The sequence below is a fragment of the Stutzerimonas sp. 21-1 genome, from assembly GCF_056336065.1.
The window spans coordinates 2,144,838-2,168,833 of the sequence record NZ_CM150500.1 but is presented as its reverse complement, the minus strand read 5'-3'; the positions used below and the strand labels follow the sequence as shown (position 1 = coordinate 2,168,833).

The following is a 23,996-nucleotide window of genomic DNA, read 5'->3' as shown; positions in this document are numbered from 1 at the left end:
ACATTCTGTAGGTTGTCACTCGTGGGTAGCGGGTACTGCTGCGTACTCTTCCCAACAACTTTGCCCTGCGTTCAGGGGCTCTCAAGTGTGAAAAGAAGCCGTGAAAAGCCAACGACCTGTAAACCTAGATCTTAGGACAATAAAACTCCCAATCACTGCTTACACGTCGATTCTCCACCGTGTATCCGGTGTCATTCTGTTCGTCGGTATCGCCCTGTTGTTGCTTGCGCTCGATACCTCGCTGTCTTCTCCAGAGGGCTTCGAGGAGGTTCGAGAGTATCTGGGTGGTCCGCTGGCGAAGCTGATTAGCTGGGGGCTGCTGTCCGCACTGCTGTACCACCTCGTGGCGGGTGTTCGTCACCTGATCATGGATGCCGGCCACGGTGAGACGCTGGAAGGCGGCAAGCTGGGCTCGAAAATCGTAATCGCCGTTTCGGTGGTGCTGATCGTTCTGGCGGGGGTGTGGATATGGTAACCAATGTCACAAACTTTTCGCGTTCAGGCCTCTATGACTGGATGGCGCAGCGCGTTTCTGCGGTGGTCCTCGCGGCTTATTTTCTGTTCCTGCTGGGTTATCTGATCGCAAATCCAGGGTTGGAGTATGCGCAGTGGCATGAGCTTTTCTCTGCCAATTGGATGCGGATCTTCAGTCTGCTGGCTTTGGTTGCCCTGAGTGTGCACGCGTGGGTGGGTATGTGGACGATTTCCACCGACTACCTGACCAACATGGCGATCGGTAAGTGGGCTACCGGTGTGCGTTTCCTGTTCCAGGCGGGGTGTGGCATTGCCATGTTCACCTTCTTCGTCTGGGGCGTGCAGATTCTGTGGGGTATCTGATTCATGGCTAATATTCGTACGCTTTCCTTCGACGCCATCATCGTAGGTGGCGGTGGCGCCGGTATGCGCGCGGCACTGCAGCTGTCGCAGTCCGGCCATAAGACCGCGGTGGTCACCAAAGTCTTCCCGACTCGCTCTCACACCGTTTCCGCTCAGGGTGGCATCACCTGCGCCATCGCGTCGGCCGACCCGAACGATGATTGGCGCTGGCACATGTACGATACCGTCAAAGGCTCCGACTATATCGGTGACCAGGACGCTATCGAGTACATGTGTTCTGTAGGTCCGGAGGCCGTGTTCGAGCTCGAGCACATGGGGCTGCCGTTCTCCCGTACCGAGCAGGGTCGCATCTATCAGCGTCCGTTCGGTGGGCAGTCCAAGGACTTCGGCAAGGGTGGCCAGGCTGCGCGGACGTGCGCTGCAGCTGACCGTACCGGTCACGCGCTGCTGCATACTCTCTATCAGGGCAACCTGAAGAACGACACCGTTTTCCTCAACGAGTGGTACGCGGTCGATCTGGTGAAAAACCAGGACGGCGCTGTCGTGGGTGTCATCGCCATCTGCATCGAGACTGGCGAAACTGTCTACATCCGTTCGAAAGCTACCGTTCTTGCCACCGGTGGTGCTGGTCGTATCTATGCTTCGACCACCAATGCCCTGATCAATACCGGTGACGGCGTGGGCATGGCCCTGCGTGCCGGCGTGCCGGTTCAGGACATCGAGATGTGGCAGTTCCACCCGACCGGTATTGCTGGTGCTGGCGTGCTGGTGACCGAAGGTTGCCGCGGTGAAGGCGGTTATCTGATCAACAAGCATGGCGAGCGCTTCATGGAGCGTTACGCGCCGAACGCTAAGGATCTGGCCGGTCGTGACGTCGTTGCACGTTCGATGGTCAAGGAAATCCTGGCGGGCAACGGCTGTGGCCCGGATGGCGATCATGTAATGCTGAAGCTGGATCACCTGGGCGAGGAAGTGCTGCACAGCCGCCTGCCGGGTATCTGCGAACTGTCGAAGACCTTCGCCCACGTCGACCCGGTTACTGCACCGGTACCAGTCGTGCCGACCTGCCACTACATGATGGGTGGTATCGCCACCAACATTCAGGGTCAGGCAATCACGCAGGACGCCAGCGGCAACGACAAGATCATTGACGGCCTTTTCGCTGTCGGCGAAGTGGCTTGCGTATCCGTGCATGGTGCCAATCGCCTGGGCGGCAACTCGCTGCTCGACCTGGTGGTCTTCGGTCGTGCGGCCGGTCTGCACCTGGAGAAGGCCCTCAAGGAGGGCATCGAGCATCGCGGTGCTAGCGAAACTGATCTGGATGTCGCTCTTGGCCGTCTTGCAGGCATCAACGAGCGCACCACTGGCGAGGACGTTGCTCCGCTGCGCAAGGAACTGCAGAACTGCATGCAGAACTACTTCGGCGTGTTCCGTACCGGCGAATACATGCAGAAAGGTATCGCCCAGCTGGTCGATCTGCGTCAGCGCATCGCCAACGTGAAGATCTCTGACAAGAGCCAGGCGTTCAACACCGCGCGCATCGAAGCGCTCGAGCTGCAGAACCTGCTGGAAGTTGCCGAAGCTACGGCGATTGCGGCGGAAACCCGCAAAGAATCCCGTGGTGCGCATGCTCGCGAGGACTTCGAAGAGCGTGACGATGAGAACTGGCTGTGCCACACCCTGTACTTCCCGGGTGAGAAGCGCGTTGCCAAGCGTGCCGTGAACTTCGCTCCGAAGACCGTTCCGGCCTTCGAGCCCAAGGTTCGGACTTATTGAGGTCGCCGAATATGTTGCAAGTGAGTGTTTATCGCTACAACCCCGATCAGGACGAAAAGCCGTTCATGCAAGATTTTCAGGTCAATACCGACGGTAAAGACCTGATGGTTCTCGACGTCTTGGCTCTGATCAAGGAACAGGACCAGGGTTTCTCTTATCGTCGCTCCTGCCGTGAAGGTGTGTGTGGCTCTGACGGCATGAACATCAACGGCAAGAACGGCCTCGCCTGTATCACCCCGCTGTCTGCTGTGGTGAAGGGCAATAAGCTGGTTATTCGTCCGTTGCCGGGACTGCCGGTCATTCGTGACCTGGTGGTCGATATGAGCATCTTCTATAAGCAGTACGAGAAGGTGCGCCCTTATCTGATGAACGATACGCCACCTCCGGCTATCGAACGTCTGCAGAGCCCGGAAGATCGCGAGAAGCTGGACGGATTGTACGAGTGCATTCTTTGCGCTTGCTGCTCGACCAGTTGCCCGTCCTTCTGGTGGAACCCGGACAAGTTCCTTGGTCCGGCTGCGTCGCTGCAAGCCTATCGTTTCCTGGCTGATAGCCGGGACACGGAAACCGAGGAGCGTCTGGCAGCACTGGACGATCCGTTCAGCGTGTTCCGTTGCCGTGGGATCATGAACTGCGTTGATGTCTGTCCGAAAGGGCTGAATCCGACCAAGGCGATTGGTCACATTCGCAACATGCTGCTGCAGAGCGGTACTTGATGAAAGCGCGGTCGTGAGCGCTTCGCTGGCTGCGAACGACCGACACTGTATTGCTGTGGTACCTGCGGCGCCGGAGTAACATCCAGGCGCCGTAGCTTTAGTAGGAATTTCAGCCCAAAAAGTCGGAATTCCACTCTGAAAATTTGTTGACCAGCAGGAGCATCCGGGGCAGTTCCCGGAAACTATCTGCGCGGTCCGTAGTGGCTTTACCTGAGTCGCTGCTTCAGAACTTGGGAAGTCATGCTGCGGTCTCCACGCTGGTGGTGTCTCCTTATCAAAGGTGACCAGACATGCAAGAAAGCGTAATGCAGCGCATGTGGGACAGCGCCCACCTATCCGGTGGTAACGCTGCCTATGTGGAAGAGCTTTATGAGCTCTACCTGCACGACCCCAACGCAGTGCCCGAAGAGTGGCGCACTTATTTCCAGAAGTTGCCTTCTGGCGGCAGTGCGGCAGCAGACGTGTCGCACTCGACGATTCGTGATCATTTCGTGTTGCTGGCGAAGAACCAGCGTCGCGCACAGCCTGTCTCTGCGGGTAGTGTCAGCAGCGAGCATGAGAAGAAGCAGGTCGAAGTTCTACGGCTGATCCAGGCATATCGACTGCGGGGTCATCAAGCGGCGCAGCTTGATCCCCTGGCACTGCAGCAGCGTCCGGTTCCCGCTGATCTTGCGATCACCAACTACGGTCTGACCGACGCAGATTTGGATACCGTCTTCCGCACTGGCGATCTGGCGATAGGCAAAGACGAAGCCAGCTTGCGTGAAATCCTGAAGGCGCTGCAAGAGACGTATTGCCGCACCATCGGCGCGGAGTTTGCCCATATCGTCGATTCCGAGCAGCGCAACTGGTTCATCCAGCGCGTTGAAAGCGTACGTGGCCGTCCCGAATTCTCGCCGGAAATCAAGGGCCATCTACTGGAGCGACTGACAGCTGCTGAAGGGCTGGAAAAGTATCTCGGCACCAAATATCCGGGAACCAAGCGTTTTGGTCTGGAGGGTGGTGAGAGCCTGATTCCGATGCTGGACGAGATCATCCAGCGCTCCGGCTCCTATGGCACCAAGGAAATCGTCATCGGCATGGCCCACCGCGGCCGCCTTAACGTGCTGGTCAATACCTTCGGCAAGAATCCGCGCGACCTGTTCGACGAATTCGAAGGCAAGAAGGTCGAAGGCCTCAGCTCCGGTGACGTCAAGTATCACCAGGGTTTCTCTTCCAACGTAATGACTCCCGGCGGCGAGATCCATCTGGCGATGGCTTTCAACCCCTCGCACCTGGAAATCGTTTCGCCGGTAGTCGAAGGTTCGGTGCGTGCGCGTCAGGATCGTCGCTGTGATCCGGCCGGCGACAAGGTTCTTCCGGTAACCATCCACGGTGACGCCGCTGTCGCCGGCCAGGGCGTGGTGATGGAAACCTTCCAGATGTCGCAGACGCGTGCGTACCGCACCGGCGGCACGATCCGCATCGTGGTTAACAACCAGGTCGGCTTTACCACTAACAAGCAGGAAGATGCGCGCTCCACCGAGTACGCGACCGACGTGGCGAAGATGATCCAGGCGCCGATCTTCCACGTTAACGCAGACGATCCTGAAGCGGTGCTGTTCGTCACCCAGCTCGCGGTGGATTATCGGATGCAGTTCAAGCGCGATATCGTGCTTGATCTGATCTGCTATCGCCGTCGCGGTCATAACGAGGCCGACGAGCCGAGCGGCACCCAGCCGCTGATGTATCAGAAGATCGCCAAGCAGCGCACCACCCGTGAGTTGTACGCCGATGCGCTCATCCAGTCGAATGTGCTGGATGCTGAACGTGTTCAGGCCAAGGTTGATGAGTATCGCACCGCGCTCGATAACGGGTTGCACGTGGTCAAGAGCCTAGTCAAGGAGCCGAACAAGGAACTCTTCGTTGACTGGCGTCCGTATCTGGGCCATGCGTGGACCGCACGTCATGACACCAGCTTCGATCTGAAGACTCTGCAGGATCTGTCCAGCAAGTTGCTGAGCGTCCCGGAAGGCTTTGTCGTCCAGCGCCAGGTGGCCAAGATACTTGAAGACCGGCAGAAGATGGGCGCGGGCGCGCTGGCCATCAACTGGGGCTTCGCGGAGACCATGGCCTACGCAACGCTGCTGTTCGAAGGCCACCCAGTGCGTATCTCTGGCCAGGACGTCGGTCGCGGCACCTTCTCGCATCGCCATGCTGCGTTGCACAATCAGAAGGACGGCAGCACCTACATTCCACTCCAGCACATCTATGAAGGGCAGCCGCGTTTTGATCTGTACGACTCGTTCCTTTCCGAGGAAGCGGTTCTGGCGTTCGAATACGGCTATGCCACTACTACTCCCAACGCCCTCGTGGTTTGGGAGGCGCAATTCGGCGACTTCGCCAACGGTGCGCAGGTCGTTATCGACCAGTTCATCACCAGCGGCGAGCACAAGTGGGGCCGTCTCTGCGGTCTGACCATGCTGCTGCCGCATGGTTATGAAGGGCAGGGCCCGGAGCACTCCTCTGCGCGTCTGGAGCGCTACCTGCAGCTCTGCGCCGAGCAGAACATCCAGGTCTGCGTACCGACCACCCCGGCTCAGGTCTATCACATGTTGCGTCGGCAGGCGATTCGCCCGCTGCGCAAGCCGCTGATCGCCCTGACGCCGAAGTCGCTGTTGCGTCACAAGCTCGCGATCTCGACGCTGGAGGAGCTTACCGAGGGTTCGTTCCAGACCGTTATCCCGGAGATCGATCCGATCGAAGCGGCCAAGGTCGAGCGCGTGATCATGTGCAGCGGCAAGGTCTACTACGACCTGCTGGAAAAGCGCCGCAACGAAGGTCGCGACGATATCGCCATCGTGCGTATCGAGCAGCTCTATCCGTTCCCTGAGGAGGACCTCGCCGAGGTGCTGGCGCCTTATCAGAACGTCAAGCACATCATCTGGTGTCAGGAAGAGCCGATGAATCAGGGCGCGTGGTACTGCAGCCAGCACCATATGCGCCGCGTCGCGACTGCGCATAAGAAGGAACTGTTCCTGCAATACGCTGGTCGTGATGCATCCGCGGCCCCGGCGGTCGGTTATGCATCGATGCATGCCGAACAGCAGGAAAAGCTCCTGCAGGACGCCTTCACCGTTTAATCCATTGCTATTGCGAGAGGCCGCGCACGACGCGGCCTCGATGCAGAAAATCGAATCAAATAGGACTCCTGATAATGGCTATCGAGATCAAAGCCCCTACCTTCCCGGAATCGGTTGCCGACGGCACCGTAGCAACCTGGCACAAGCAGCCGGGTGAGGCGGTCAAGCGCGACGAGCTGATCGTCGACATCGAAACCGACAAGGTCGTCATGGAAGTACTGGCCGAGGCTGACGGCGTTCTCGTCGAAATCGTCAAGAACGAGGGCGACACCGTTCTCAGCGGCGAGCTGCTCGGCAAACTGGAAGCAGGTGCCACTGCTGCGGCACCGGCAGCTGCGGGTGCTCCGGCTCAGGCGCCTGCAGCGGCTGCTGCTCCAGCCGCCGCCACCGAAGATGCGATCCTGGCTCCGGCAGCGCGCAAGCTGGCCGAAGAGAATGGCATCGATCCGAACAGCCTCCGCGGCACCGGCAAGGATGGTCGCGTAACCAAGGAAGACGTGGTCGCTGCCGTCGAAGCCAAGAAATCCGCTCCGGCCGTTGCCGCCAAGCCCGCTGCTCCGGCTGCCGCCGCGCCGATCTTCGCTGCCGGGGATCGCGTCGAGAAGCGCGTGCCGATGACCCGCCTGCGTGCCAAGGTCGCCGAGCGTCTGGTCGAAGCCCAATCGTCGATGGCCATGCTGACCACGTTCAACGAAGTCAACATGAAGCCGATCATGGAGCTGCGCGCCAAGTACAAGGACCTGTTCGAGAAAACCCACAACGGCGTTCGTCTGGGCTTCATGTCCTTCTTCGTCAAGGCAGCGGTAGAAGCGCTCAAGCGTCAGCCCGGCGTCAACGCCTCGATCGATGGTAACGACATCGTCTACCACGGCTACCAGGACATCGGTGTTGCCGTCTCCAGCGATCGTGGCCTGGTGGTCCCGGTTCTGCGCAACGCTGAGCACATGACGCTGGCCGAGATCGAAGGTGGCATCAACAACTTCGGCAAGAAGGCCAAGGCCGGCAAGCTGACCATCGAAGAAATGACAGGCGGTACCTTCACCATTTCCAACGGTGGTGTCTTCGGTTCGCTGCTTTCCACGCCGATTGTCAACCCGCCACAAACCGCTATTCTCGGTATGCACAAGATCCAGGAACGCCCGATGGCCGTTAATGGTCAGGTGGTTATCCTGCCGATGATGTACCTGGCGCTGTCCTACGATCACCGCCTGATCGATGGTAAGGAAGCAGTTACCTTCCTGGTCACCATGAAGGACCTGCTGGAAGATCCGGCTCGCCTGCTGCTGGATATCTGACAAAACAGCTACAAGCGACAAGCGGCACGCTGCTCGAAAGAGAAGCCCCGCTTGTGGCTTGTGGCTCGTTGCCTGCTGCTTAGAAAGAGGATTCGTAATGAGCCAGAAGTTCGACGTCGTCGTCATCGGGGCTGGCCCCGGTGGCTATGTGGCCGCTATCAAGGCCGCACAGCTGGGATTAAAAACCGCCTGTATCGAGAAGTATCAGGGCAAGGATGGCAAAACTGCGCTGGGCGGAACCTGCCTGAACGTCGGTTGCATCCCTTCCAAGGCGCTGCTGGACAGCTCGTACAAGTACCATGAGGCCCACGAGAGCTTCAAAGTCCACGGCATCAGCACCGGTGAAGTGGCGATGGATGTGCCGACGATGATCGCGCGCAAGGATCAGATCGTCAAAAACCTCACCGGCGGCGTTTCTGCGCTGATGAAAGCCAATGGCGTTACTGTCTTCGAAGGTCACGGCAAACTGCTGGCCGGCAAGCAGGTCGAGGTGACTGGTCTGGATGGCAACGTCCAGACCCTGGCGGCCGAGAACGTCATTCTGGCCTCCGGTTCCACTCCGGTGAACATTCCGCCGGCCCCGGTCGACCAGAAGGTTATCGTAGATTCCACCGGCGCCCTGGATTTCCAGAGCGTGCCGAAGAAGCTGGGCGTGATCGGCGCTGGCGTTATCGGTCTGGAGCTGGGTTCGGTATGGGCGCGTCTGGGCGCCGAAGTGACCGTAATCGAGGCGATGGACAAGTTCCTGCCGGCCGCCGACGAGCAGATCGCCAAGGAAGCCTTCAAGGTCCTGACCAAGCAGGGTCTGAAGATTCTGCTGGGTGCGCGTTTGACCGGTTCGCAGGTGTCTGGTGATCAGGTCACCGTCAGCTTCACCAGCGCCGAAGGCGAGCAGCAGATGACGTTCGACAAACTCATCGTTGCTGTTGGTCGTCGCCCGGTCACTACCGATCTGTTGGCTGCCGATGCTGGTGTCGACATGGACGAGCGTGGCTTCATCTTCGTTAACGACCAGTGCGCTACCAGCGTTCCGGGCGTCTATGCGATCGGTGACGTAGTACGCGGCGCGATGTTGGCGCACAAAGCGTCCGAAGAGGGCGTGATGGTTGCCGAGCGCATCGCCGGTCACAAGACCCAGATGAACTACGACCTGATTCCGTCGGTTATCTACACCCACCCGGAAATAGCTTGGGTCGGCAAGAGCGAGCAAGCTCTGAAGGCCGAAGGCGTCGAAGTGAACGTGGGTGTGTTCCCGTTTGCGGCCAGCGGTCGTGCGATGGCGGCCAACGACACTGCAGGTCTGGTCAAGGTCATCGCCGATGCCAAGACCGATCGCGTGCTGGGCGTTCATGTAATGGGTCCGAGTGCTGCCGAACTGGTCCAGCAGGGCGCCATCGGCATGGAATTCGGTACCAGTGCCGAAGATCTGGGCATGATGGTGTTCTCGCACCCGACGATGTCCGAAGCGCTGCATGAAGCGGCACTGGCGGTCAATGGCCACGCCATTCACATCGCCAATCGCAAAAAGCGCTAATCGCTAAACGCTTTTTGTGAAAAAAAGCCCGGCCTGTTCCTAGGAACACGCCGGGCTTTTCTTTGACTAAAGTAGAATGCTTTTCGGTCAATACAGGTTCCTGAAAGGTATCTCGAATAGTTTTCAGGAACTTGCGTTGAAGGGGGCAGGGTGCGTCAGGGGCCCTGCTTGAATGCAGTACCTAAAAACAACGGTAAGAAGCATGAATCTTCACGAGTACCAAGGTAAGCAGCTGTTCGCTGAATATGGTCTACCGGTTTCCAAGGGCTATGCGGTCGACAGCCCGAAAGAAGCTGCCGAGGCCTGCGACAAGATCGGTGGCACCGAGTGGGTGGTCAAAGCACAGGTCCATGCCGGCGGTCGCGGCAAGGCGGGCGGCGTCAAGCTGGTTCGCAGCAAGGACGAAGCCCGAGCCTTCGCCCAGCAATGGCTCGACAAGCGACTGGTGACCTACCAGACCGACGCCAACGGGCAGCCGGTCAGCAAGATCCTCGTCGAAGCCTGCACCGATATCGACAAGGAGCTCTACCTGGGCGCGGTCGTCGATCGTGCCAGCCGGCGCATCGTGTTCATGGCGTCCACCGAAGGCGGTGTGGATATCGAGAAGGTCGCGCATGACACCCCGGAAAAGATTCTCAAGGCGACCATCGATCCGCTGGTAGGCGCGCAGCCGTTCCAGGCGCGTGAACTGGCGTTCCAGCTGGGGCTGAAAGGCGATCAGGTCAAACAGTTCGTGCACATCTTCGTCGGCCTGGCGCAGCTGTTCAGGGATTACGACCTCGCGCTGCTGGAAGTGAATCCGCTAGTGATCAAGAAGGACGGCAACCTGCATTGCCTGGACGCCAAGATCAACATCGACAGCAACGCTATCTATCGCCAGCCGAAGCTGCGTGACATGGCCGACCCGTCGCAGGATGACCCGCGCGAGGCGCATGCGGCCAAGTGGGAACTCAACTACGTCGCTCTGGACGGCAACATCGGTTGCATGGTCAACGGTGCGGGACTGGCGATGGGCACCATGGATATCGTCAACCTGCACGGCGGCAAGCCGGCCAACTTCCTCGATGTCGGCGGTGGTGCCACTGAGGAGCGCGTCACCGAGGCGTTCAAGATCATCCTCTCCGACAGCAACGTCGCCGCGGTGCTGGTGAACATCTTCGGTGGCATCGTGCGTTGCGACATGATTGCCGAGGGCATCATCGGAGCAGTGCGCGAAGTAGGCGTGCAGGTACCGGTAGTGGTGCGGTTGGAGGGCAATAATGCCGACCTGGGCGCCAAGATGCTGAGCGAAAGCGGGCTGAACATCATCGGTGCGCAGAGCCTGACCGATGCGGCCATTCAGGTTGTCAAAGCCGTGGAGGGCAAGTAATGAGCGTGCTGATCAACAAGAACACCAAAGTCATCTGCCAGGGTTTTACCGGCTCGCAGGGTACCTTCCACTCCGAGCAGGCGATTGCCTATGGCACACAGATGGTCGGTGGCGTCACGCCGGGCAAGGGCGGCACGCTGCATCTCGGTCTGCCGGTGTTCAATACCGTCAAGGAAGCGGTAGAAGCGACGGGTGCCGATGCCTCGGTGATCTACGTGCCGGCGCCGTTCTGCAAGGATTCGATCCTCGAGGCCGCTTTCGGCGGTATCAAGCTGATCGTCTGCATCACCGAGGGCATCCCGACGCTGGACATGCTCGAAGTGAAGATCAAGTGCGATGAACTGGGCGTGCGCCTGATCGGGCCGAACTGCCCGGGCGTTATCACTCCCGGCGAGTGCAAGATCGGTATCCAGCCCGGGCATATCCACCAGCCGGGCAAGGTCGGCATCGTTTCCCGTTCCGGCACGCTGACCTATGAAGCGGTCAAGCAGACGACGGACGCCGGTTTCGGCCAGTCCACCTGCGTCGGTATCGGTGGCGACCCGATCCCGGGCTCGACGTTCATCGATATCCTGACCCTGTTCCAGAACGATCCGCAGACCGAAGCCATCGTCATGATCGGCGAGATCGGTGGTTCGGCCGAAGAAGAGGCCGCCGCGTTCATCAAGGCCAACGTCACCAAGCCGGTGGTGTCCTACATCGCGGGCGTTACCGCGCCGGCGGGCAAGCGTATGGGCCACGCGGGTGCGATCATTTCCGGCGGCAAGGGTACGGCGGATGAGAAGTTCGCTGCCCTGCAGGACGCCGGTGTGAAGACCGTGCGCTCGCTGGCAGACATCGGCAAAGCGCTTGCCGAGGTCACCGGTTGGAGCATGAAGGGCGCCTGATCGCTCTGTTGCTTGTCGAAGGCCACCCCAGCGGGTGGCCTTTGCGTTTTCTGCGCCTGAACCGACGGTTTGCCTCGGCATACATGGCAGGACAATGGCATCATTGCCGCCCTCAGCGTCGTCTGCTGTCTTCACGAGAGATGCCGGCACGCAACAATGGACCGACCCAATCAGGCCGAGATCCCGATTTCCAAACTCACGGAGACTTCCCCAATCCATTTCCGCCGTTGCGATCAGAATGCCGGTGCCTCTTCAGGCCCTGGCGGCATTGCTGTTCTCGATGGCCACATCCTTTCCGGTAGTTGTTTCGCATGAATCGTTTGAAAGGCTTCGATCTGCTGGCCCTTGGCTTCATGACCTTCGCGCTGTTCCTTGGCGCCGGCAATATCATCTTCCCTCCCAGCGCCGGCATGGCCGCTGGTGAGTTCATCTGGCAGGCGGCGCTGGGCTTCCTGTTCACCGGGGTAGGGCTACCGCTGTTGACGGTCGTCGCACTCGCTCGCGTGGGCGGCGGCATGGACCGGCTCACCGCGCCGCTCGGCCGGGTCGCCGGTACGTTGCTGGCGATCGCGGTGTACCTGGCGATCGGTCCGCTGTTCGCCACCCCGCGCACGGCTGTGGTCTCGTTCGAGATGGGCATCGCACCGTTCACCGGCAATACGGCGGCACCGCTGTTAGTCTACACCGCGCTGTTCTTCTCCGCTGTGCTGTTCCTGGTACTGAACCCCGGGCGTCTGGTCGACAGTGTCGGCAAGATCATCACGCCGGTGCTGCTGGCGGCACTGCTGGTGCTCGGTGGGGCTGCGCTGTTTCTGCCGGCAGGCGAAATCGGCAGCGCCGCCGAGAGCTATCGTGCCAGCCCGATGATCAAGGGATTTCTCGAAGGCTACCTGACGATGGATACGCTCGGCGCGCTGGTCTTCGGTATCGTCATTGCCACCGCGATCCGCGACAAGGGCGTGAGCGACGCAACGTTGGTGACTCGTTACTCGATGACGGCCGGCGTGATTGCAGCGATCGGTCTGTCGCTGGTCTACCTATCGCTGTTCTACCTCGGAGCCACCAGCCAGGGTATCGCCGGGGACGCGCAGAATGGCGTGCAGGTCCTGACCAGCTACGTCCAGCACACCTTCGGTACGATGGGCAGCGTGCTGCTGGCCGTGGTGATCACGCTGGCCTGCCTGACCACGGCGGTTGGCCTGACGGCCGCTTGCGGTGAGTTCTTCAGCGCGCTGCTGCCGGTTTCGTACCGCACTGTGGTGATTGTGTTCAGCCTGTTCAGCTTGCTGGTAGCCAACCAGGGCCTCACCCAGCTGATCAGCGTTTCCGTACCGGTGCTGGTCGGTCTGTACCCGCTGGCCATCGTGTTGATCGCGCTGAGCCTGCTCGATCGGCTCTGGGTCTCGCAGGCGCGGGTGTTCCGGCCGGTGATGGCGGTGACGCTGATTTTCGGTGTGACCGACGGGCTGGCTGCGGCCGGTTTCACCCAGCTGGTTCCCTCCTGGTTCGGCGCGCTGCCGCTGGCCGCTCAGAGCATGGGCTGGCTGGTACCGGCATTGGTGACCCTGATCGTTGCCGCGCTGGTCGATCGTCTGCTGGGCAAGCCGCGGCAGGTATGAGCGCGCGGGTGGCTCTTCGCTAACGCGCACGGGTGCTGGCGGTCATGCGACCTCGCTATAATCCGGCGCAGTTCACGAGGGGCTGCCCATGATGTTTCCCGATCATCTTCTGCCGCACGTCGTCGCGGTCGCCTGGTTCATCATCTGCTGGGCTGGCTATACCCGTTATGCCACCTGGCGCGGCCGCGATACCGCCTGCCTGGCCAGTGTGCTGCATCTGTACCGGCAGGACTGGATGCAGCGCCTGCTGCTGCGCGACAACCGCATTGCCGACGCCAATGTGATCGGCAATCTCGAGCGTAACGCCTCGTTCTTCGCCTCCAGCACGCTGATCATCCTCGCCGGTGTGCTCACCGCGCTGGGGGCTTCCGATCGCGCGGTCTCGCTGCTGGCGGATCTGCCCTTCGCCCAGCCGGTCAGCCGCGGCCTCTCGGAAATCAAGCTGCTGGGGCTGGCGGTGGTATTCGTCTACGCCTTCTTCACCTTCAGCTGGTGCATGCGTCAGTACAACTTCGCGGCGGTGCTGGTCGCTTCCGCGCCGATGGCCGGTGAGCGCAACGTCAGCGATCACGAGCGCAAGGCGTTCGGCCAGCGCGCGGCGCGTGTTCTCTCGATGGCGGCCAACCAGTTCAACTTTGGTCTGCGTGCCTATTACTTCGGTATGGCGACGTTGGCTTGGTTCATTCACCCGTGGTTCTTCATGGCGGTCACAACCGGTGTGGTCCTGGTGCTCTATCGTCGGGAGTTTCACTCCGACGTGCTCAGGGTCATGGTGTTCACGCCAACTTCCATCAGCGACTCGCTCAAGGAGTAGGGCTGGTGCTGGCGAGCCGCTATGATGCCCGGCTCGATTGATCATCCGAGTGTGCAGATGAGCGATAGCCAGATTCTCGAACGTACCCAGCGTTTTCTTTCCCTGCTGCGGCACTGCCAGGTGCTGGGCTTGAGCGTTGAACATGCCGACCGCAGCGGGCTGACCCTGCGCCTGCCGTACAGCGAAAAGCTGATCGGCAACCCCGAAACCGGCGGCATTCACGGCGGTGCGATCACCACGTTGATGGATACCACCTGCGGGATCTCCACGGCCTGCGCCCTGCCCGAGCTGGAGGTCTGTCCGACGCTCGACCTGCGTATCGACTACATGCATCCGGCCGAACCAGGGCACGACGTGTTCGGCTTCGCCGAATGCTATCGCGTCACCCCGACGGTGATCTTCACCCGCGGCGTCGCCTACCAGCGCGATATCAACGAACCGATCGCCCATGTGGTCGGTGCTTTCATGCGTATGGGTAAGGGCACGCAGCCGGCAGGCGGGAAGGGCACGCAGGCATGAGCAAGGTGAACTTCAACGAGCTGGTCCGTCAGGCGCATGCCAGCAACGACTACGATCCGCTGATCAATCTGGTGCCCTACGCACGCCTGATCGGCATCGAGTGTCTGCGCCTGGGCGACGACATGGTGTTCCGCCTGCCGCAGAACGAAGACAACATCGGCAATCCGATGCTGCCGGCGATTCACGGCGGCGTCATCGCGGGCTTCATGGAACACGCCGCGATGCTGCATCTGCTGATGTTCATGGGCGCTCCGCATTTGCCGAAAATCATCGACTTCTCGATAGATTATCTGCGGGCCGGTCACTATCGTGACACCTTCGCTGCCTGCCAGGTCTGGCGCCAGGGCCGCAGGGTCGCCAACGTCGCGATCACTGCCTGGCAGACCACTCAGGCTGAACCCATCGCCACCGCACGCTGCCATTTCAAGATCGACGAACCCTGACGTTCGCACATGGGGGCGGCCGGCTGGCGACCACCCACGTGTGATTCAAGGATTGTGAATGGATGCGTTGTTGATTCTCGGCGGTGTGCTGTTGACCCTCGTCGGGCTCGTCTGGCTGGTAAGCCTCGCTTTCGGCACCAGCCTATTCTGGGGAATCGGCAGCCTGCTGCCGCCTATCACCCTGGCGTACGTGGTGCGCCACTGGAACGTGGCGCGCAAGGCCATGCTGGTCATCGGGCTGGGCTTCATCCCGACGATCGTCGGTCTTTCCTTGCTGGCCGCGCGCGACCCGGAGCGGCTGACGGCCATCTTCAGCCTGCAATGGCTGCCGCAGGAGGTGAAGCCCGAACTGGCCACCGAGCTGCGTGGCCAGCTCAACGGCCGCACCTTCAAGCCGCAATATGGCGAGCTGATAAATGGGGTGCTGACGTTGCGTGCCGGCACGGAGTTCTTCGCCCAGCAGGAAGTCAGCATCCATCTGCCCGAAGCGGAGAGTGGGGCGCTGGCGCTGGATGTGCTGCCGGACGATGAAGGCGCGCTGCCGGTGATCCATCTTTCGTGGCTGGAGCCGGGACGTGAATTGCCCGAGTCGCGGCGCATCACGCGCGGCTATACCCTGCATCTCAATCTGGTGCCGGAGGCGCCCAACCGCCTGCACGGCGATTTTCATCTGGTCTTGCCACCGCACTTTGCGACCAGCCTGAGCGGTAAGGTCGAGCTTTACAGCAGTCAGCTGCGCTTTCGCGACGGCGCTGTCGACCGCCGGCACGACTCCGTCGATACGCTGGCCTACGTGGCACGCGACTACCTGCAGCGTCGCCACCGTACCCGCGATGTCGAACTGGCGCCGCTGGATGACATCAAGCTCCCGGCCACCCGGCTGGAGCTGACGGTGCGTGGGCAGATCGCCGGTGAAGCGGCCGAGCAACCGCTGGTGCTGCTCAAGACCGCGCAGGGCTGGGCGGTGGATGGCGACGATTACCCGCTGCTGGCCGTCGAGCCGCAGCCGGAGGCGAAACCGAGCGTGGCCGAGGCGCAGCCGGTTGCCGTAGCGCCGACCAGCAACCTCGACCGTCGGCCACGCTTCTCCCTGGAGCGGCTGCTGCAGAACCCTGGCCGTTACGAGCATCTGCTGGTACGCGCACATACTGAGCGAGGGGGCGTGGCGGAAGGGCGTTTCGCCGGTCTCGACAAGGACGGCAACCTGCGTATCCGCCGGGTCATCAGCGGCCCCGGCGAGGCCTACTACAACCTGGCTCCGGGCGAGATCGTTCTGCTGGAACTCCTCGAACCGTAAACGCTGCCCGGTGAACCACTCGGCCGTTGCACGCTTGCGCGGCCGTCGCGACCCTTGAAATCCGTCACTCGACCCCCATCTGCCTGACACTGCCGCAGCCGCGGCCCGTGCCAATCGACGATGTGGAGTGTGTGACCGATGAGTGTGGAGACTCAAAAAGAAACCCTGGGCTTCCAGACCGAAGTGAAGCAGCTGCTTCACCTGATGATCCATTCGCTGTACTCGAACAAGGAAATCTTCCTCCGCGAACTGATCTCCAACGCCTCCGACGCGGCCGACAAGCTGCGCTTCGAGGCGCTGGCCAAGCCCGAGCTGCTCGAAGGCGGCGCCGAGCTGAAGATCCGCCTGTCGTTCGACAAGGATGCCAAGACCGTGACCCTCGAGGACAACGGCATCGGCATGAACCGCGAGGACGTCATCGCCCATCTGGGCACCATCGCCAAGTCCGGTACCGCCGATTTCCTGAAGAACCTCTCCGGCGACCAGAAGAAAGACTCGCACCTGATCGGCCAGTTCGGCGTTGGCTTCTACTCGGCTTTCATCGTCGCCGACAAGGTCGATGTCTACAGCCGCCGTGCCGGAACACCAGCGAGCGAGGGCGTGCACTGGTCCTCGCAGGGCGAGGGCGAATTCGAAGTCGCCACCCTCGACAAGGCCGAGCGCGGCACTCGCATCGTCCTGCACCTGAAGAAGGGCGAGGAAGAGTTCGCCGATGGCTGGCGCCTGCGCAACATCGTCAAGAAGTACTCCGACCACATCGCGCTGCCTATCGAACTGCCAAAAGAATTCCATGGCGAGGAGAAGGACAAGCCGACCGAAACCGAGTGGGAAACCGTCAACCGCGCCAGCGCCCTGTGGACCCGTCCGCGCAGCGACGTGAAGGACGAGGAATATCAGGAGTTCTACAAGCACGTCTCCCATGACTTCGAGAACCCGCTGGCCTGGAGCCACAACAAGGTCGAAGGCAAGCTGGAATACACCTCGCTGCTCTACGTGCCGGGTCGCGCGCCGTTCGATCTGTACCATCGCGAAGCGCCCAAGGGCCTCAAGCTCTACGTGCAGCGCGTGTTCATCATGGATCAAGCCGACGAGTTCCTGCCGCTGTACCTACGCTTCATCAAGGGCGTGGTGGACTCCAACGACCTGTCGCTGAACGTCTCGCGCGAAATCCTGCAGAAGGACCCGGTGATCGACAGTATGAAGTCGGCGCTGACCAAGCGCGTGCTGGACATGCTGGAGAAGCTCGCCAAGGACAAGCCCGAGGATTACCAGAGCTTCTGGAAGCAGTTCGGCCAGGTGCTCAAAGAAGGTCCGGCGGAAGATTTCGCCAACAAGGAGAAGATCGCCGGCCTGCTGCGCTTCGCCTCCACCAACGATGCATCCGGCGAGCAGACGGTGTCGCTTGCCGACTACCTCGGCCGCGTCAAGGAAGGCCAGGACAAGATCTACTTCCTCACCGGCGAGAGCTATGCGCAGGTCAAGAACAGCCCGCACCTGGAAGTCTTCCGCAAGAAGGGCATCGAAGTGCTGCTGCTCACCGACCGCATCGACGAGTGGCTGATGAGCTACCTCACCGAGTTCGACGGCAAGCAGTTCGTCGATGTGGCGCGCGGTGATCTGGACCTCGGCAAGCTGGACTCCGAGGAAGACAAGAAGGCCCAGGAAGAAATCGCCAAGGCCAAGGAAGGGCTAATCGAACGCCTGAAAGGTGCGCTCGGTGACGAAGTGGCCGAGGTGCGTGTATCCCATCGTCTGACCGATTCGCCGGCGATTCTCGCCATCGGCGAGCAGGACCTGGGTCTGCAGATGCGCCAGATTCTCGAAGCCAGCGGGCAGAAGGTGCCGGAAGCCAAGCCGATCTTCGAGTTCAACCCGCAGCACCCGCTTATCGAGAAGCTGGATGCCGAGGCTGACGAAGACCGTTTCGCCGACCTCTCGCACATCCTCTTCGACCAGGCCGCACTGGCCGCCGGTGACAGCCTGAAGGACCCGGCTGCCTACGTGCAGCGCCTGAACAAGCTGTTGGTGGAACTGTCCGCCTGATCTGAAACAGCGGCTGAAAAAAGGCCCGCTTCTCACCCCGTCATTCACGTTCCCGTGGATGGCGAGGCGAGGGCGGGCCTTCGTGTTTCTGTGCGGATTACAGGGGGTAGTGGGCCAGCTCGCGGGCGATCAGCAGGCGCTGGATTTCGCTGGAGCCTTCGTAAATCTGCGTGATGCGCGCATCGCGGTAATAGCGCTCGACCGGGTAGTCCTCCAGGTAGCCGTAGCCGCCGTGTATCTGCACCGCCTGCGAGCAGACTTTCTCGGCCATCTCCGAAGCGAACAGCTTGGCCTGTGAAGCCTCGGACAGGCAGGGCAGGCCGGCGCTCTTCAGCCGCGCGGCATGCAGGATCAGCAGGCGCGCCGCGTTCAGCTGGGTCTGCATATCGGCGAGCATGTTGGCGATGCTCTGGTGCTCGGCGATCGGCTTGCCGAACTGCACCCGCTCGCGGGCATAGCGCAACGCGGCCTCGAACGCGGCGCGGGCGATGCCGAGCGCCTGCGCGGCGATGCCGATGCGACCGCCTTCCAGGTTCGACAGGGCGATGGCCAGACCCTTGCCACGTTCACCGAGCAGGTTTTCCTGTGGGATGCGACAGTCGCTGAGCGATACCGCGCAGGTGTCCGAGGCGCGGATGCCCATCTTGTGTTCGCTGCGTTCCACGACGAAACCGGGGGTATCGGTGGGTACGAGAAACGCGGAGAGTCCTTTCTTGCCTAGTTCCGGGTCGGTGACGGCGAAGACGATGGCCAGCTTCGCGCGGCGCGCGTTGCTGCAGAACTGCTTGCTGCCGTTGAGCACCCAATGGCCGTCCACCAGTTCGGCACGGGTGCGCAGGTTGTGCGCCTCCGAACCGGCCTGCGGTTCGGTGAGGGCGAAGCAGCCGATGGCGCGGCCGCTGGCCAGCTCGGCCAGCCATTCATCCTTCTGCGCCTGCGAACCGTAGTTGAGCAGGGGGCCGCAGCCGACCGAGTTGTGGATGCTCATCAGCGCGCCGGTGGCGCCGTCGCCGGCGGAGATTTCCTCCACGGCCAGGGCGTACGCCACGTAGTCGATATAGCTGCCGCCCCATTGCTCCGGGACGACCATGCCCAGCAGGCCCAGCTCGCCCATCTGCGCCACCAGCGCGTCGTCGATCCAGCCGGCCTTCTCCCAGGCCTGTGCGTGAGGCGCGATCTCGCGGCGGGCGAAGTCGCGTGCCATGTCGCGGATCATGCGTTGGTCTTCGCTGAGTTCGAGGTCATGCATAGCGCTGTCCTTCTTGTCGTTGGCGTGCCGGTGCTCAGACCGTGGCGCTGCGCCGGGTCTTGCCGGAGGTGGTCTTGAAGCCGGCGAAAAACGCCTGTACCCGCTCGGGGGTGACTTCGGCCAGCGTCGGCGGATTCCAGCGTGGCGACTTGTCCTTATCAATGATCAGCGCGCGCACGCCTTCCATGATGTCGCCCTGGGCGAACCACTGGCGATCCAGATGCAGTTCCAGTGCGAAGCACTCGGCCAGCGGCAGGTCGCGACCACGACGCAGCATCTCCCGCGTCACGCACATCGCCAGCGGCGAGCGGCTGTCGAGCACCTTGAGGGTTTCCTCGGCCCAATCGCTGAACTCGCTGCGGGTTTCGGCGGCCAGCGAAGCGCGAATGGCCGCTACGTCGTGCTGGCCGAAATGCTCCTCGATGGCCTGGTGCAGGGCCTTCAGCTCCGAGCCGGGCAGGCGGTTGGTGCCAAGCGTCGCCACCAGCGTGCGCAGCGCCTCCTGTGGATGGATGCTCCAGCTCATGTGGTCGAGGCAGCGATCCAGTTCGGCGATCTGCTCGTGACTGATGCACCAGTCGGCCAGGCCGGCATGCAACGCGTCGGCCGCGCGGATCGGCAGGCCGGTCACGCCCATATAGGTGCCCAGCTCGCCGGGCAGACGCGAGAGGAAATAGCTGCCGCCGACATCCGGGAAATAGCCGATGCCCACCTCCGGCATGCCCATGCGCACCCGTTCGGTGATCACCCGCAGCACCGCGCCTTGCACCAGGCCCATGCCGCCGCCGAGGACGAAGCCGTCCATCAGCGCTAGCAGCGGCTTGGGGTAGGCGTGGATGTACTGGTCGAGGGCATATTCCTCCTCGAAGAAGGTCTCGTGCTCGGTATCGCCGCGCTTGAAGCTGTCGTACAGCGAGCGGATGTCGCCGCCGGCGCAGAAGGCCTTCTCGCCGTTGGCGCGCAGCACCACGGCTTGGATCGCCGGATCGGCAGCCCAGGCGCGCAACTGCTGGTCGAGCAGGCGCACCATTTCCAGGTTCACTGCGTTGAGCCCGGCCGGGCGGTTGAGGGTGAGGTGGCCAATGTGGTTGCGCACGGCCGCCAGCACGGGGCGTTCGGTTTCACTCATGGGTGGAATCCTTGCGGTACTGATGGATGATCGCGGAGAAGTCCAGGCCGCCGTGGCCCTGCGCGCTGAAGGCTTGGTAGAGCTGCTGGGCCAGCGCGCCGAGGATCACTGGTTGGCGCGCCTGCTTGGCCGCTTCGGTGGCGAGGCCGAGGTCCTTGAGCATCAGGTCGGTGCCGAAGCCGCCACTGTAGCCGCGCGAAGCCGGCACGTTGTCCAGCACGCCGGGGAACGGGTTGTAGGTGTCCGAACTCCAGCAGCGACCGCTGGAAGTGTTGATCACCTCGGCCAGAGTCTTGGCATCCATGCCCAGTGCTACGCCCAGCGCCATGGCTTCGGCCACGCCGATCATCGAGATGCCGAGCAGCATGTTGTTGGCGACCTTGGCCACCTGGCCGTTGCCGCTATCGCCGCAGTGGATGATGTTCTTGCCCATGGCCTCGAGTAGCGGCCGGGCGCGCGCGAAGTCCGCCGTGCTGCCGCCGACCATGAAGGTCAGGGTGCCGGCCGCCGCACCGCCGGTGCCGCCGGAGACCGGCGCATCGAGCATCGGGTTGCCGTGCTGCGCGGCCACCGCGGCGACGTCGCGGGCGCTGTGCGGGTCGATGGTCGAGCTGTCGATCAGCAGTACGCCGGGGCGCACGTTCTGGATCAGCCCGTCGTCGCCCAAGTAGACGCTGCGCACGTGGGGCGCGGCGGGAAGCATGGTGATGATGACGTCGGCGTTGCCGCGGGCGATGGCGCCCGGCGATTCGGCTGGCAGCGCACCCGCTTGAACCAGGTCGCGCACCGCGGCGTCGTTGAGGTCGAACACGCTGAGCGCGTAGCCGGCCTTGAGCAGGTTGCGCGCCATCGGTGCGCCCATGTTGCCTAACCCGATGAATCCGATGTGCATGGCTCGTTCCTTTTGTTCTTGTGCGCCATTGCCGAGCGGCGTGGCTCAGCGGTTCTTGAACTCTGGCTTGCGCTTCTCGGCGAACGCTGCCATGCCTTCTTTCTGGTCGGCGGTGGCGAACACCGCGTGGAAGACCCGGCGCTCGAAGCGGATGCCTTCGGCCAGCGTGGTTTCGAAGGCGCGGTTGACGCTTTCCTTGACCATCATGGTCGCCGGCAGTGACTTCTCGGCGATCACCCGGGCGGCTTTCAGGGTTTCCTCCAGCAGACTTTCCTGCGGGAAGATGCGTGCCACCAGGCCGGCGCGCTCGGCTTCCTCGGCATCCATCTGGCGGCCGGTCAGGCACAGGTCCATGGCTTTTGCCTTGCCGACGGCGCGAGTCAGGCGCTGGGTGCCACCGATGCCCGGCAGCACGCCGAGGTTGATTTCCGGCTGGCCGAAGCGGGCGTTGTCGGCGGCGTAGATCATGTCGCACAACAGCGCCAGCTCGCAGCCGCCGCCCAGTGCATAGCCGGCCACCGCGGCGATCAACGGCTTGCGCCGGCTGGCGATGCGGTCGGCTTCGGCGAAGAAGTCGTCGAGGTAGATCTGCGGGTAGTTGAGGTCGGCCATTTCCTTGATGTCAGCACCAGCGGCGAAAGCCTTGGCCGAGCCGGTGAGTACGATGCAGCCGACCCCAGGATCGGCCTCGAGCTGGCCGAGGGCAGCGTTCAGCTCGCTGATCAGCTGGCTGTTCAGGGCGTTGAGCGCCTGCGGGCGGTTCAGCGTGATCAGCGCGACGCGATCCTGGATGTCGACGAGCAGGGTTTCGAATGTCATGAGCGTTCCTTGAGGGCCGGCGTATTCGCCGGCCCGTTGCGGGTCACTTGAGGTTGATGGTGGTGTTGACCGTGGAGCCGACCGCGTCCTCGTCGAACCAGCGTTCGGTGACGGTCTTGGTCTGGGTGTAGAACTGCACCACCTGCTTGCCGTAGGGGCCGAGGTCGCCGAGCTTGGAGGCACGCGAGCCGGTGAAGGAGAACATCGGCACCGGCACCGGGATCGGCACGTTGATGCCCACCTGGCCGACGTCGATTTCTTCCTGGAAGTGCCGCGCTGCGGCGCCCGAGCGGGTGAAGATGGCGGTGCCGTTGCCGTTGGGGTTGGCGTTGATCAGGGCGATGGCTTCATCCATCGTCGCCGCGCTCATCACGCACAGCACCGGGCCGAAGATTTCTTCCTGGTAGATGCTCATTTCGGCTTTCACGCCGGAGAAGATCGTCGGCGCGACGAAGTTGCCCTTGTCGAAGCCGGCCACCTGCGGGTTGCGCCCGTCCAGCTCCAGGGTCGCGCCTTCGGCGACGCCGCGCTCGATCAGCCCGCTGACGCGATCCAGAGCGGCACACGAGACCAGCGGGCCGAGGTCGGCGCCCGGCTCGGTGCCGGCGCTGACCTTGAGCGACTTCGCCTTGGCCACCAGGTCGGGAATCCACTGCTGTGCCTCGCCGACCAGCACCACCACCGACAGCGCCATGCAGCGCTGGCCGGCGGCACCGAACGCGGCGCCGGCGATGGCGTTGAGGCTCTGGTCCTTGTGCGCGTCGGGCAGCACGATGGCGTGGTTCTTCGCGCCCATCATGCACTGCACGCGCTTGCCGGCGGCGCTGGCACGGTTGTAGACGTGGGTGCCGACGCGGGTCGAGCCAACGAAGGACACCGCCTTGATGACCGGGTGGTCGCACAGCGCATTCACCACGTCCGGGCCGCCGTGCACCACGTTGAGTACGCCCGGTGGCACGCCGGCTTCCAGCGCCAGTTCGCACAGGCGCATGGTGACCATCGGGTCCTGCTCGGAGGGCTTGAGGACGAAGGTGTTGCCGGTGGCGATAGCCATCGGGAACATCCACAGCGGGATCATCGCCGGGAAGTTGAACGGGGTGATGCCCGCGCAGACGCCCAGCGGCTGCAGCAGGGTGTAGGTATCCACGCCGTTGGCGACATTGTTGGCCAGCTCGCCGAGCTGCAGGTTGCCGATGCCGGCAGCATGCTCGACCACTTCCAGGCCGCGGAACACGTCGCCCTCGGCATCGGGCAGGGTCTTGCCCTGTTCGGCGGTGAGGATGGCCGCCAGCTCCTTCATATGCTCGCGGATCAGCTGCTGATAGCGGAGGAAGACGCGCGCGCGGGCGCCGATCGGCGTCTTGCGCCAGGTCTTGAACGCCTCGGCGGCGCTGGCGACGGCGCGGTCGACTTCCGCCGCGGTGGCGAACGGCACGCGCGCCAGCACTTCTTGAGTGGCGGGATTGACGACGTCGCGCCAGTCCTGGGTGGTGGATTCGACGAACTCGCCGCCGATCAGCAGTTTCACGCTGGGGATGGAACCGGTCATATCGCTCTCCGCCTGATTAGGCTCAGTTGTTGTTATCGGCTCGCGGACAGCTGCGAGAGGCTGCCTTGATCCTAGCAATGCAAAAAA

At 62.2% G+C, this 23,996-nt stretch carries 20 protein-coding genes; 15 read left to right on the top strand and 5 right to left on the bottom strand.

Translation table 11 applies throughout. The features are described from left to right. The first annotated feature begins 100 nt into the window (after positions 1–100). From sdhC to htpG, 15 genes are all read left to right on the top strand, one after another. The gene (gene sdhC / locus AC0ZJQ_RS10495; RefSeq protein WP_003287773.1) at positions 101–475 is read left to right on the top strand and encodes a succinate dehydrogenase, cytochrome b556 subunit; all 375 of its coding nucleotides are present in this window, start codon (positions 101–103) and stop codon (positions 473–475) included. Beyond that, positions 469–837, top strand: a complete 369-nt coding sequence (gene sdhD, locus AC0ZJQ_RS10490) for a succinate dehydrogenase, hydrophobic membrane anchor protein (RefSeq protein WP_008568842.1) — start codon at positions 469–471, stop codon at positions 835–837. The genes sdhC and sdhD overlap by 7 nt, the downstream gene beginning before the upstream one ends. A 3-nt stretch (positions 838–840) precedes the next feature. Beyond that, a complete protein-coding gene (gene sdhA, locus AC0ZJQ_RS10485) occupies positions 841–2,613 on the top strand; it encodes a succinate dehydrogenase flavoprotein subunit (RefSeq protein ID WP_476476613.1) in 1,773 nt (590 codons plus the stop codon). 11 nt (positions 2,614–2,624) lie between these two features. After that, positions 2,625–3,329, top strand: coding sequence for a succinate dehydrogenase iron-sulfur subunit (locus tag AC0ZJQ_RS10480; protein WP_003287766.1), 705 nt, complete (start codon positions 2,625–2,627; stop codon positions 3,327–3,329). A 290-nt stretch (positions 3,330–3,619) separates the two neighbouring features. Further along, positions 3,620–6,451, top strand: a complete 2,832-nt coding sequence (locus AC0ZJQ_RS10475; RefSeq protein ID WP_476476612.1) for a 2-oxoglutarate dehydrogenase E1 component — start codon at positions 3,620–3,622, stop codon at positions 6,449–6,451. 74 nt (positions 6,452–6,525) lie between these two features. Continuing rightward, the gene (gene odhB, locus AC0ZJQ_RS10470) at positions 6,526–7,746 is read left to right on the top strand and encodes a 2-oxoglutarate dehydrogenase complex dihydrolipoyllysine-residue succinyltransferase (protein WP_476476611.1); all 1,221 of its coding nucleotides are present in this window, start codon (positions 6,526–6,528) and stop codon (positions 7,744–7,746) included. A 97-nt stretch (positions 7,747–7,843) separates the two neighbouring features. Then, entirely contained in the window at positions 7,844–9,280 is a 1,437-nt protein-coding gene (lpdA, locus tag AC0ZJQ_RS10465; protein ID WP_008568840.1) for a dihydrolipoyl dehydrogenase, read from the top strand. 202 nt (positions 9,281–9,482) lie between these two features. Next, positions 9,483–10,649, top strand: coding sequence for an ADP-forming succinate--CoA ligase subunit beta (sucC, locus tag AC0ZJQ_RS10460; RefSeq protein WP_476476610.1), 1,167 nt, complete (start codon positions 9,483–9,485; stop codon positions 10,647–10,649). Beyond that, positions 10,649–11,536 carry a succinate--CoA ligase subunit alpha gene (gene sucD, locus AC0ZJQ_RS10455; protein WP_008568836.1) on the top strand — a complete coding sequence of 296 codons (888 nt, stop codon included), beginning with the start codon at positions 10,649–10,651 and terminating at the stop codon, positions 11,534–11,536. The genes sucC and sucD overlap by 1 nt, the downstream gene beginning before the upstream one ends. A gap of 311 nt (positions 11,537–11,847) precedes the next feature. Further along, positions 11,848–13,155, top strand: coding sequence for a branched-chain amino acid transport system II carrier protein (gene brnQ / locus AC0ZJQ_RS10450; RefSeq protein ID WP_237263521.1), 1,308 nt, complete (start codon positions 11,848–11,850; stop codon positions 13,153–13,155). An 88-nt stretch (positions 13,156–13,243) separates the two neighbouring features. Beyond that, complete coding sequence (locus tag AC0ZJQ_RS10445) at positions 13,244–13,969, top strand: DUF599 domain-containing protein (protein ID WP_165594483.1); 726 nt, start codon at positions 13,244–13,246, stop codon at positions 13,967–13,969. Between the two features lie 57 nt (positions 13,970–14,026). Further along, the gene (locus tag AC0ZJQ_RS10440) at positions 14,027–14,488 is read left to right on the top strand and encodes a PaaI family thioesterase (protein WP_008568832.1); all 462 of its coding nucleotides are present in this window, start codon (positions 14,027–14,029) and stop codon (positions 14,486–14,488) included. After that, the gene (locus AC0ZJQ_RS10435; RefSeq protein ID WP_165594482.1) at positions 14,485–14,931 is read left to right on the top strand and encodes a PaaI family thioesterase; all 447 of its coding nucleotides are present in this window, start codon (positions 14,485–14,487) and stop codon (positions 14,929–14,931) included. The genes AC0ZJQ_RS10440 and AC0ZJQ_RS10435 overlap by 4 nt, the downstream gene beginning before the upstream one ends. A gap of 58 nt (positions 14,932–14,989) precedes the next feature. Further along, positions 14,990–16,228, top strand: a complete 1,239-nt coding sequence (locus AC0ZJQ_RS10430) for an MFS transporter (RefSeq protein ID WP_155551802.1) — start codon at positions 14,990–14,992, stop codon at positions 16,226–16,228. 138 nt (positions 16,229–16,366) lie between these two features. Beyond that, positions 16,367–18,271: a molecular chaperone HtpG gene (htpG, locus tag AC0ZJQ_RS10425; protein ID WP_314018672.1), complete on the top strand. Its 1,905-nt coding sequence runs from the start codon at positions 16,367–16,369 to the stop codon at positions 18,269–18,271. Positions 18,272–18,368: 97 nt separating this feature from the next. Here the strand turns inward: htpG and AC0ZJQ_RS10420 are convergent, their stop codons facing one another. The 5 genes from AC0ZJQ_RS10420 to AC0ZJQ_RS10400 are packed head-to-tail and all read right to left on the bottom strand — an operon-like array spanning position 18,369 to position 23,909. Further along, entirely contained in the window at positions 18,369–19,520 is a 1,152-nt protein-coding gene (locus tag AC0ZJQ_RS10420) for an acyl-CoA dehydrogenase family protein (RefSeq protein WP_476476609.1), read from the bottom strand. Positions 19,521–19,554: 34 nt separating this feature from the next. Beyond that, a complete protein-coding gene (locus tag AC0ZJQ_RS10415; RefSeq protein WP_476476608.1) occupies positions 19,555–20,649 on the bottom strand; it encodes an enoyl-CoA hydratase/isomerase family protein in 1,095 nt (364 codons plus the stop codon). Continuing rightward, on the bottom strand, positions 20,642–21,541 hold the full coding sequence (gene mmsB / locus AC0ZJQ_RS10410) for a 3-hydroxyisobutyrate dehydrogenase (RefSeq protein ID WP_476476607.1): 900 nt from the start codon (positions 21,539–21,541) through the stop codon (positions 20,642–20,644). Before mmsB ends, AC0ZJQ_RS10415 begins: the two co-directional genes overlap by 8 nt. A 45-nt stretch (positions 21,542–21,586) precedes the next feature. Beyond that, a complete protein-coding gene (locus AC0ZJQ_RS10405; RefSeq protein WP_054094944.1) occupies positions 21,587–22,360 on the bottom strand; it encodes an enoyl-CoA hydratase in 774 nt (257 codons plus the stop codon). Positions 22,361–22,403: 43 nt separating this feature from the next. Continuing rightward, positions 22,404–23,909 carry a CoA-acylating methylmalonate-semialdehyde dehydrogenase gene (locus AC0ZJQ_RS10400; protein WP_476476606.1) on the bottom strand — a complete coding sequence of 502 codons (1,506 nt, stop codon included), beginning with the start codon at positions 23,907–23,909 and terminating at the stop codon, positions 22,404–22,406. Positions 23,910–23,996 lie beyond the last annotated feature (87 nt).

Bases quoted from the DNA above. Each gene is read 5' to 3' on its own strand.
- sucC (WP_476476610.1), top strand. From the start codon at position 9,483: ATGAATCTTCACGAGTACCAAGGTAAGCAGCTGTTCGCTGAATATGGT.
- htpG (WP_314018672.1), top strand. From the start codon at position 16,367: ATGAGTGTGGAGACTCAAAAAGAAACCCTGGGCTTCCAGACCGAAGTG.
- AC0ZJQ_RS10415 (WP_476476608.1), bottom strand. From the start codon at position 20,649: ATGAGTGAAACCGAACGCCCCGTGCTGGCGGCCGTGCGCAACCACATT.
- sucD (WP_008568836.1), top strand. From the start codon at position 10,649: ATGAGCGTGCTGATCAACAAGAACACCAAAGTCATCTGCCAGGGTTTT.
- sdhA (WP_476476613.1), top strand. From the start codon at position 841: ATGGCTAATATTCGTACGCTTTCCTTCGACGCCATCATCGTAGGTGGC.
- sdhD (WP_008568842.1), top strand. From the start codon at position 469: ATGGTAACCAATGTCACAAACTTTTCGCGTTCAGGCCTCTATGACTGG.
- AC0ZJQ_RS10445 (WP_165594483.1), top strand. From the start codon at position 13,244: ATGATGTTTCCCGATCATCTTCTGCCGCACGTCGTCGCGGTCGCCTGG.
- AC0ZJQ_RS10435 (WP_165594482.1), top strand. From the start codon at position 14,485: ATGAGCAAGGTGAACTTCAACGAGCTGGTCCGTCAGGCGCATGCCAGC.
- AC0ZJQ_RS10420 (WP_476476609.1), bottom strand. From the start codon at position 19,520: ATGCATGACCTCGAACTCAGCGAAGACCAACGCATGATCCGCGACATG.
- AC0ZJQ_RS10475 (WP_476476612.1), top strand. From the start codon at position 3,620: ATGCAAGAAAGCGTAATGCAGCGCATGTGGGACAGCGCCCACCTATCC.
- odhB (WP_476476611.1), top strand. From the start codon at position 6,526: ATGGCTATCGAGATCAAAGCCCCTACCTTCCCGGAATCGGTTGCCGAC.
- brnQ (WP_237263521.1), top strand. From the start codon at position 11,848: ATGAATCGTTTGAAAGGCTTCGATCTGCTGGCCCTTGGCTTCATGACC.
- mmsB (WP_476476607.1), bottom strand. From the start codon at position 21,541: ATGCACATCGGATTCATCGGGTTAGGCAACATGGGCGCACCGATGGCG.
- AC0ZJQ_RS10480 (WP_003287766.1), top strand. From the start codon at position 2,625: ATGTTGCAAGTGAGTGTTTATCGCTACAACCCCGATCAGGACGAAAAG.
- AC0ZJQ_RS10430 (WP_155551802.1), top strand. From the start codon at position 14,990: ATGGATGCGTTGTTGATTCTCGGCGGTGTGCTGTTGACCCTCGTCGGG.
- AC0ZJQ_RS10405 (WP_054094944.1), bottom strand. From the start codon at position 22,360: ATGACATTCGAAACCCTGCTCGTCGACATCCAGGATCGCGTCGCGCTG.
- lpdA (WP_008568840.1), top strand. From the start codon at position 7,844: ATGAGCCAGAAGTTCGACGTCGTCGTCATCGGGGCTGGCCCCGGTGGC.
- AC0ZJQ_RS10400 (WP_476476606.1), bottom strand. From the start codon at position 23,909: ATGACCGGTTCCATCCCCAGCGTGAAACTGCTGATCGGCGGCGAGTTC.
- AC0ZJQ_RS10440 (WP_008568832.1), top strand. From the start codon at position 14,027: ATGAGCGATAGCCAGATTCTCGAACGTACCCAGCGTTTTCTTTCCCTG.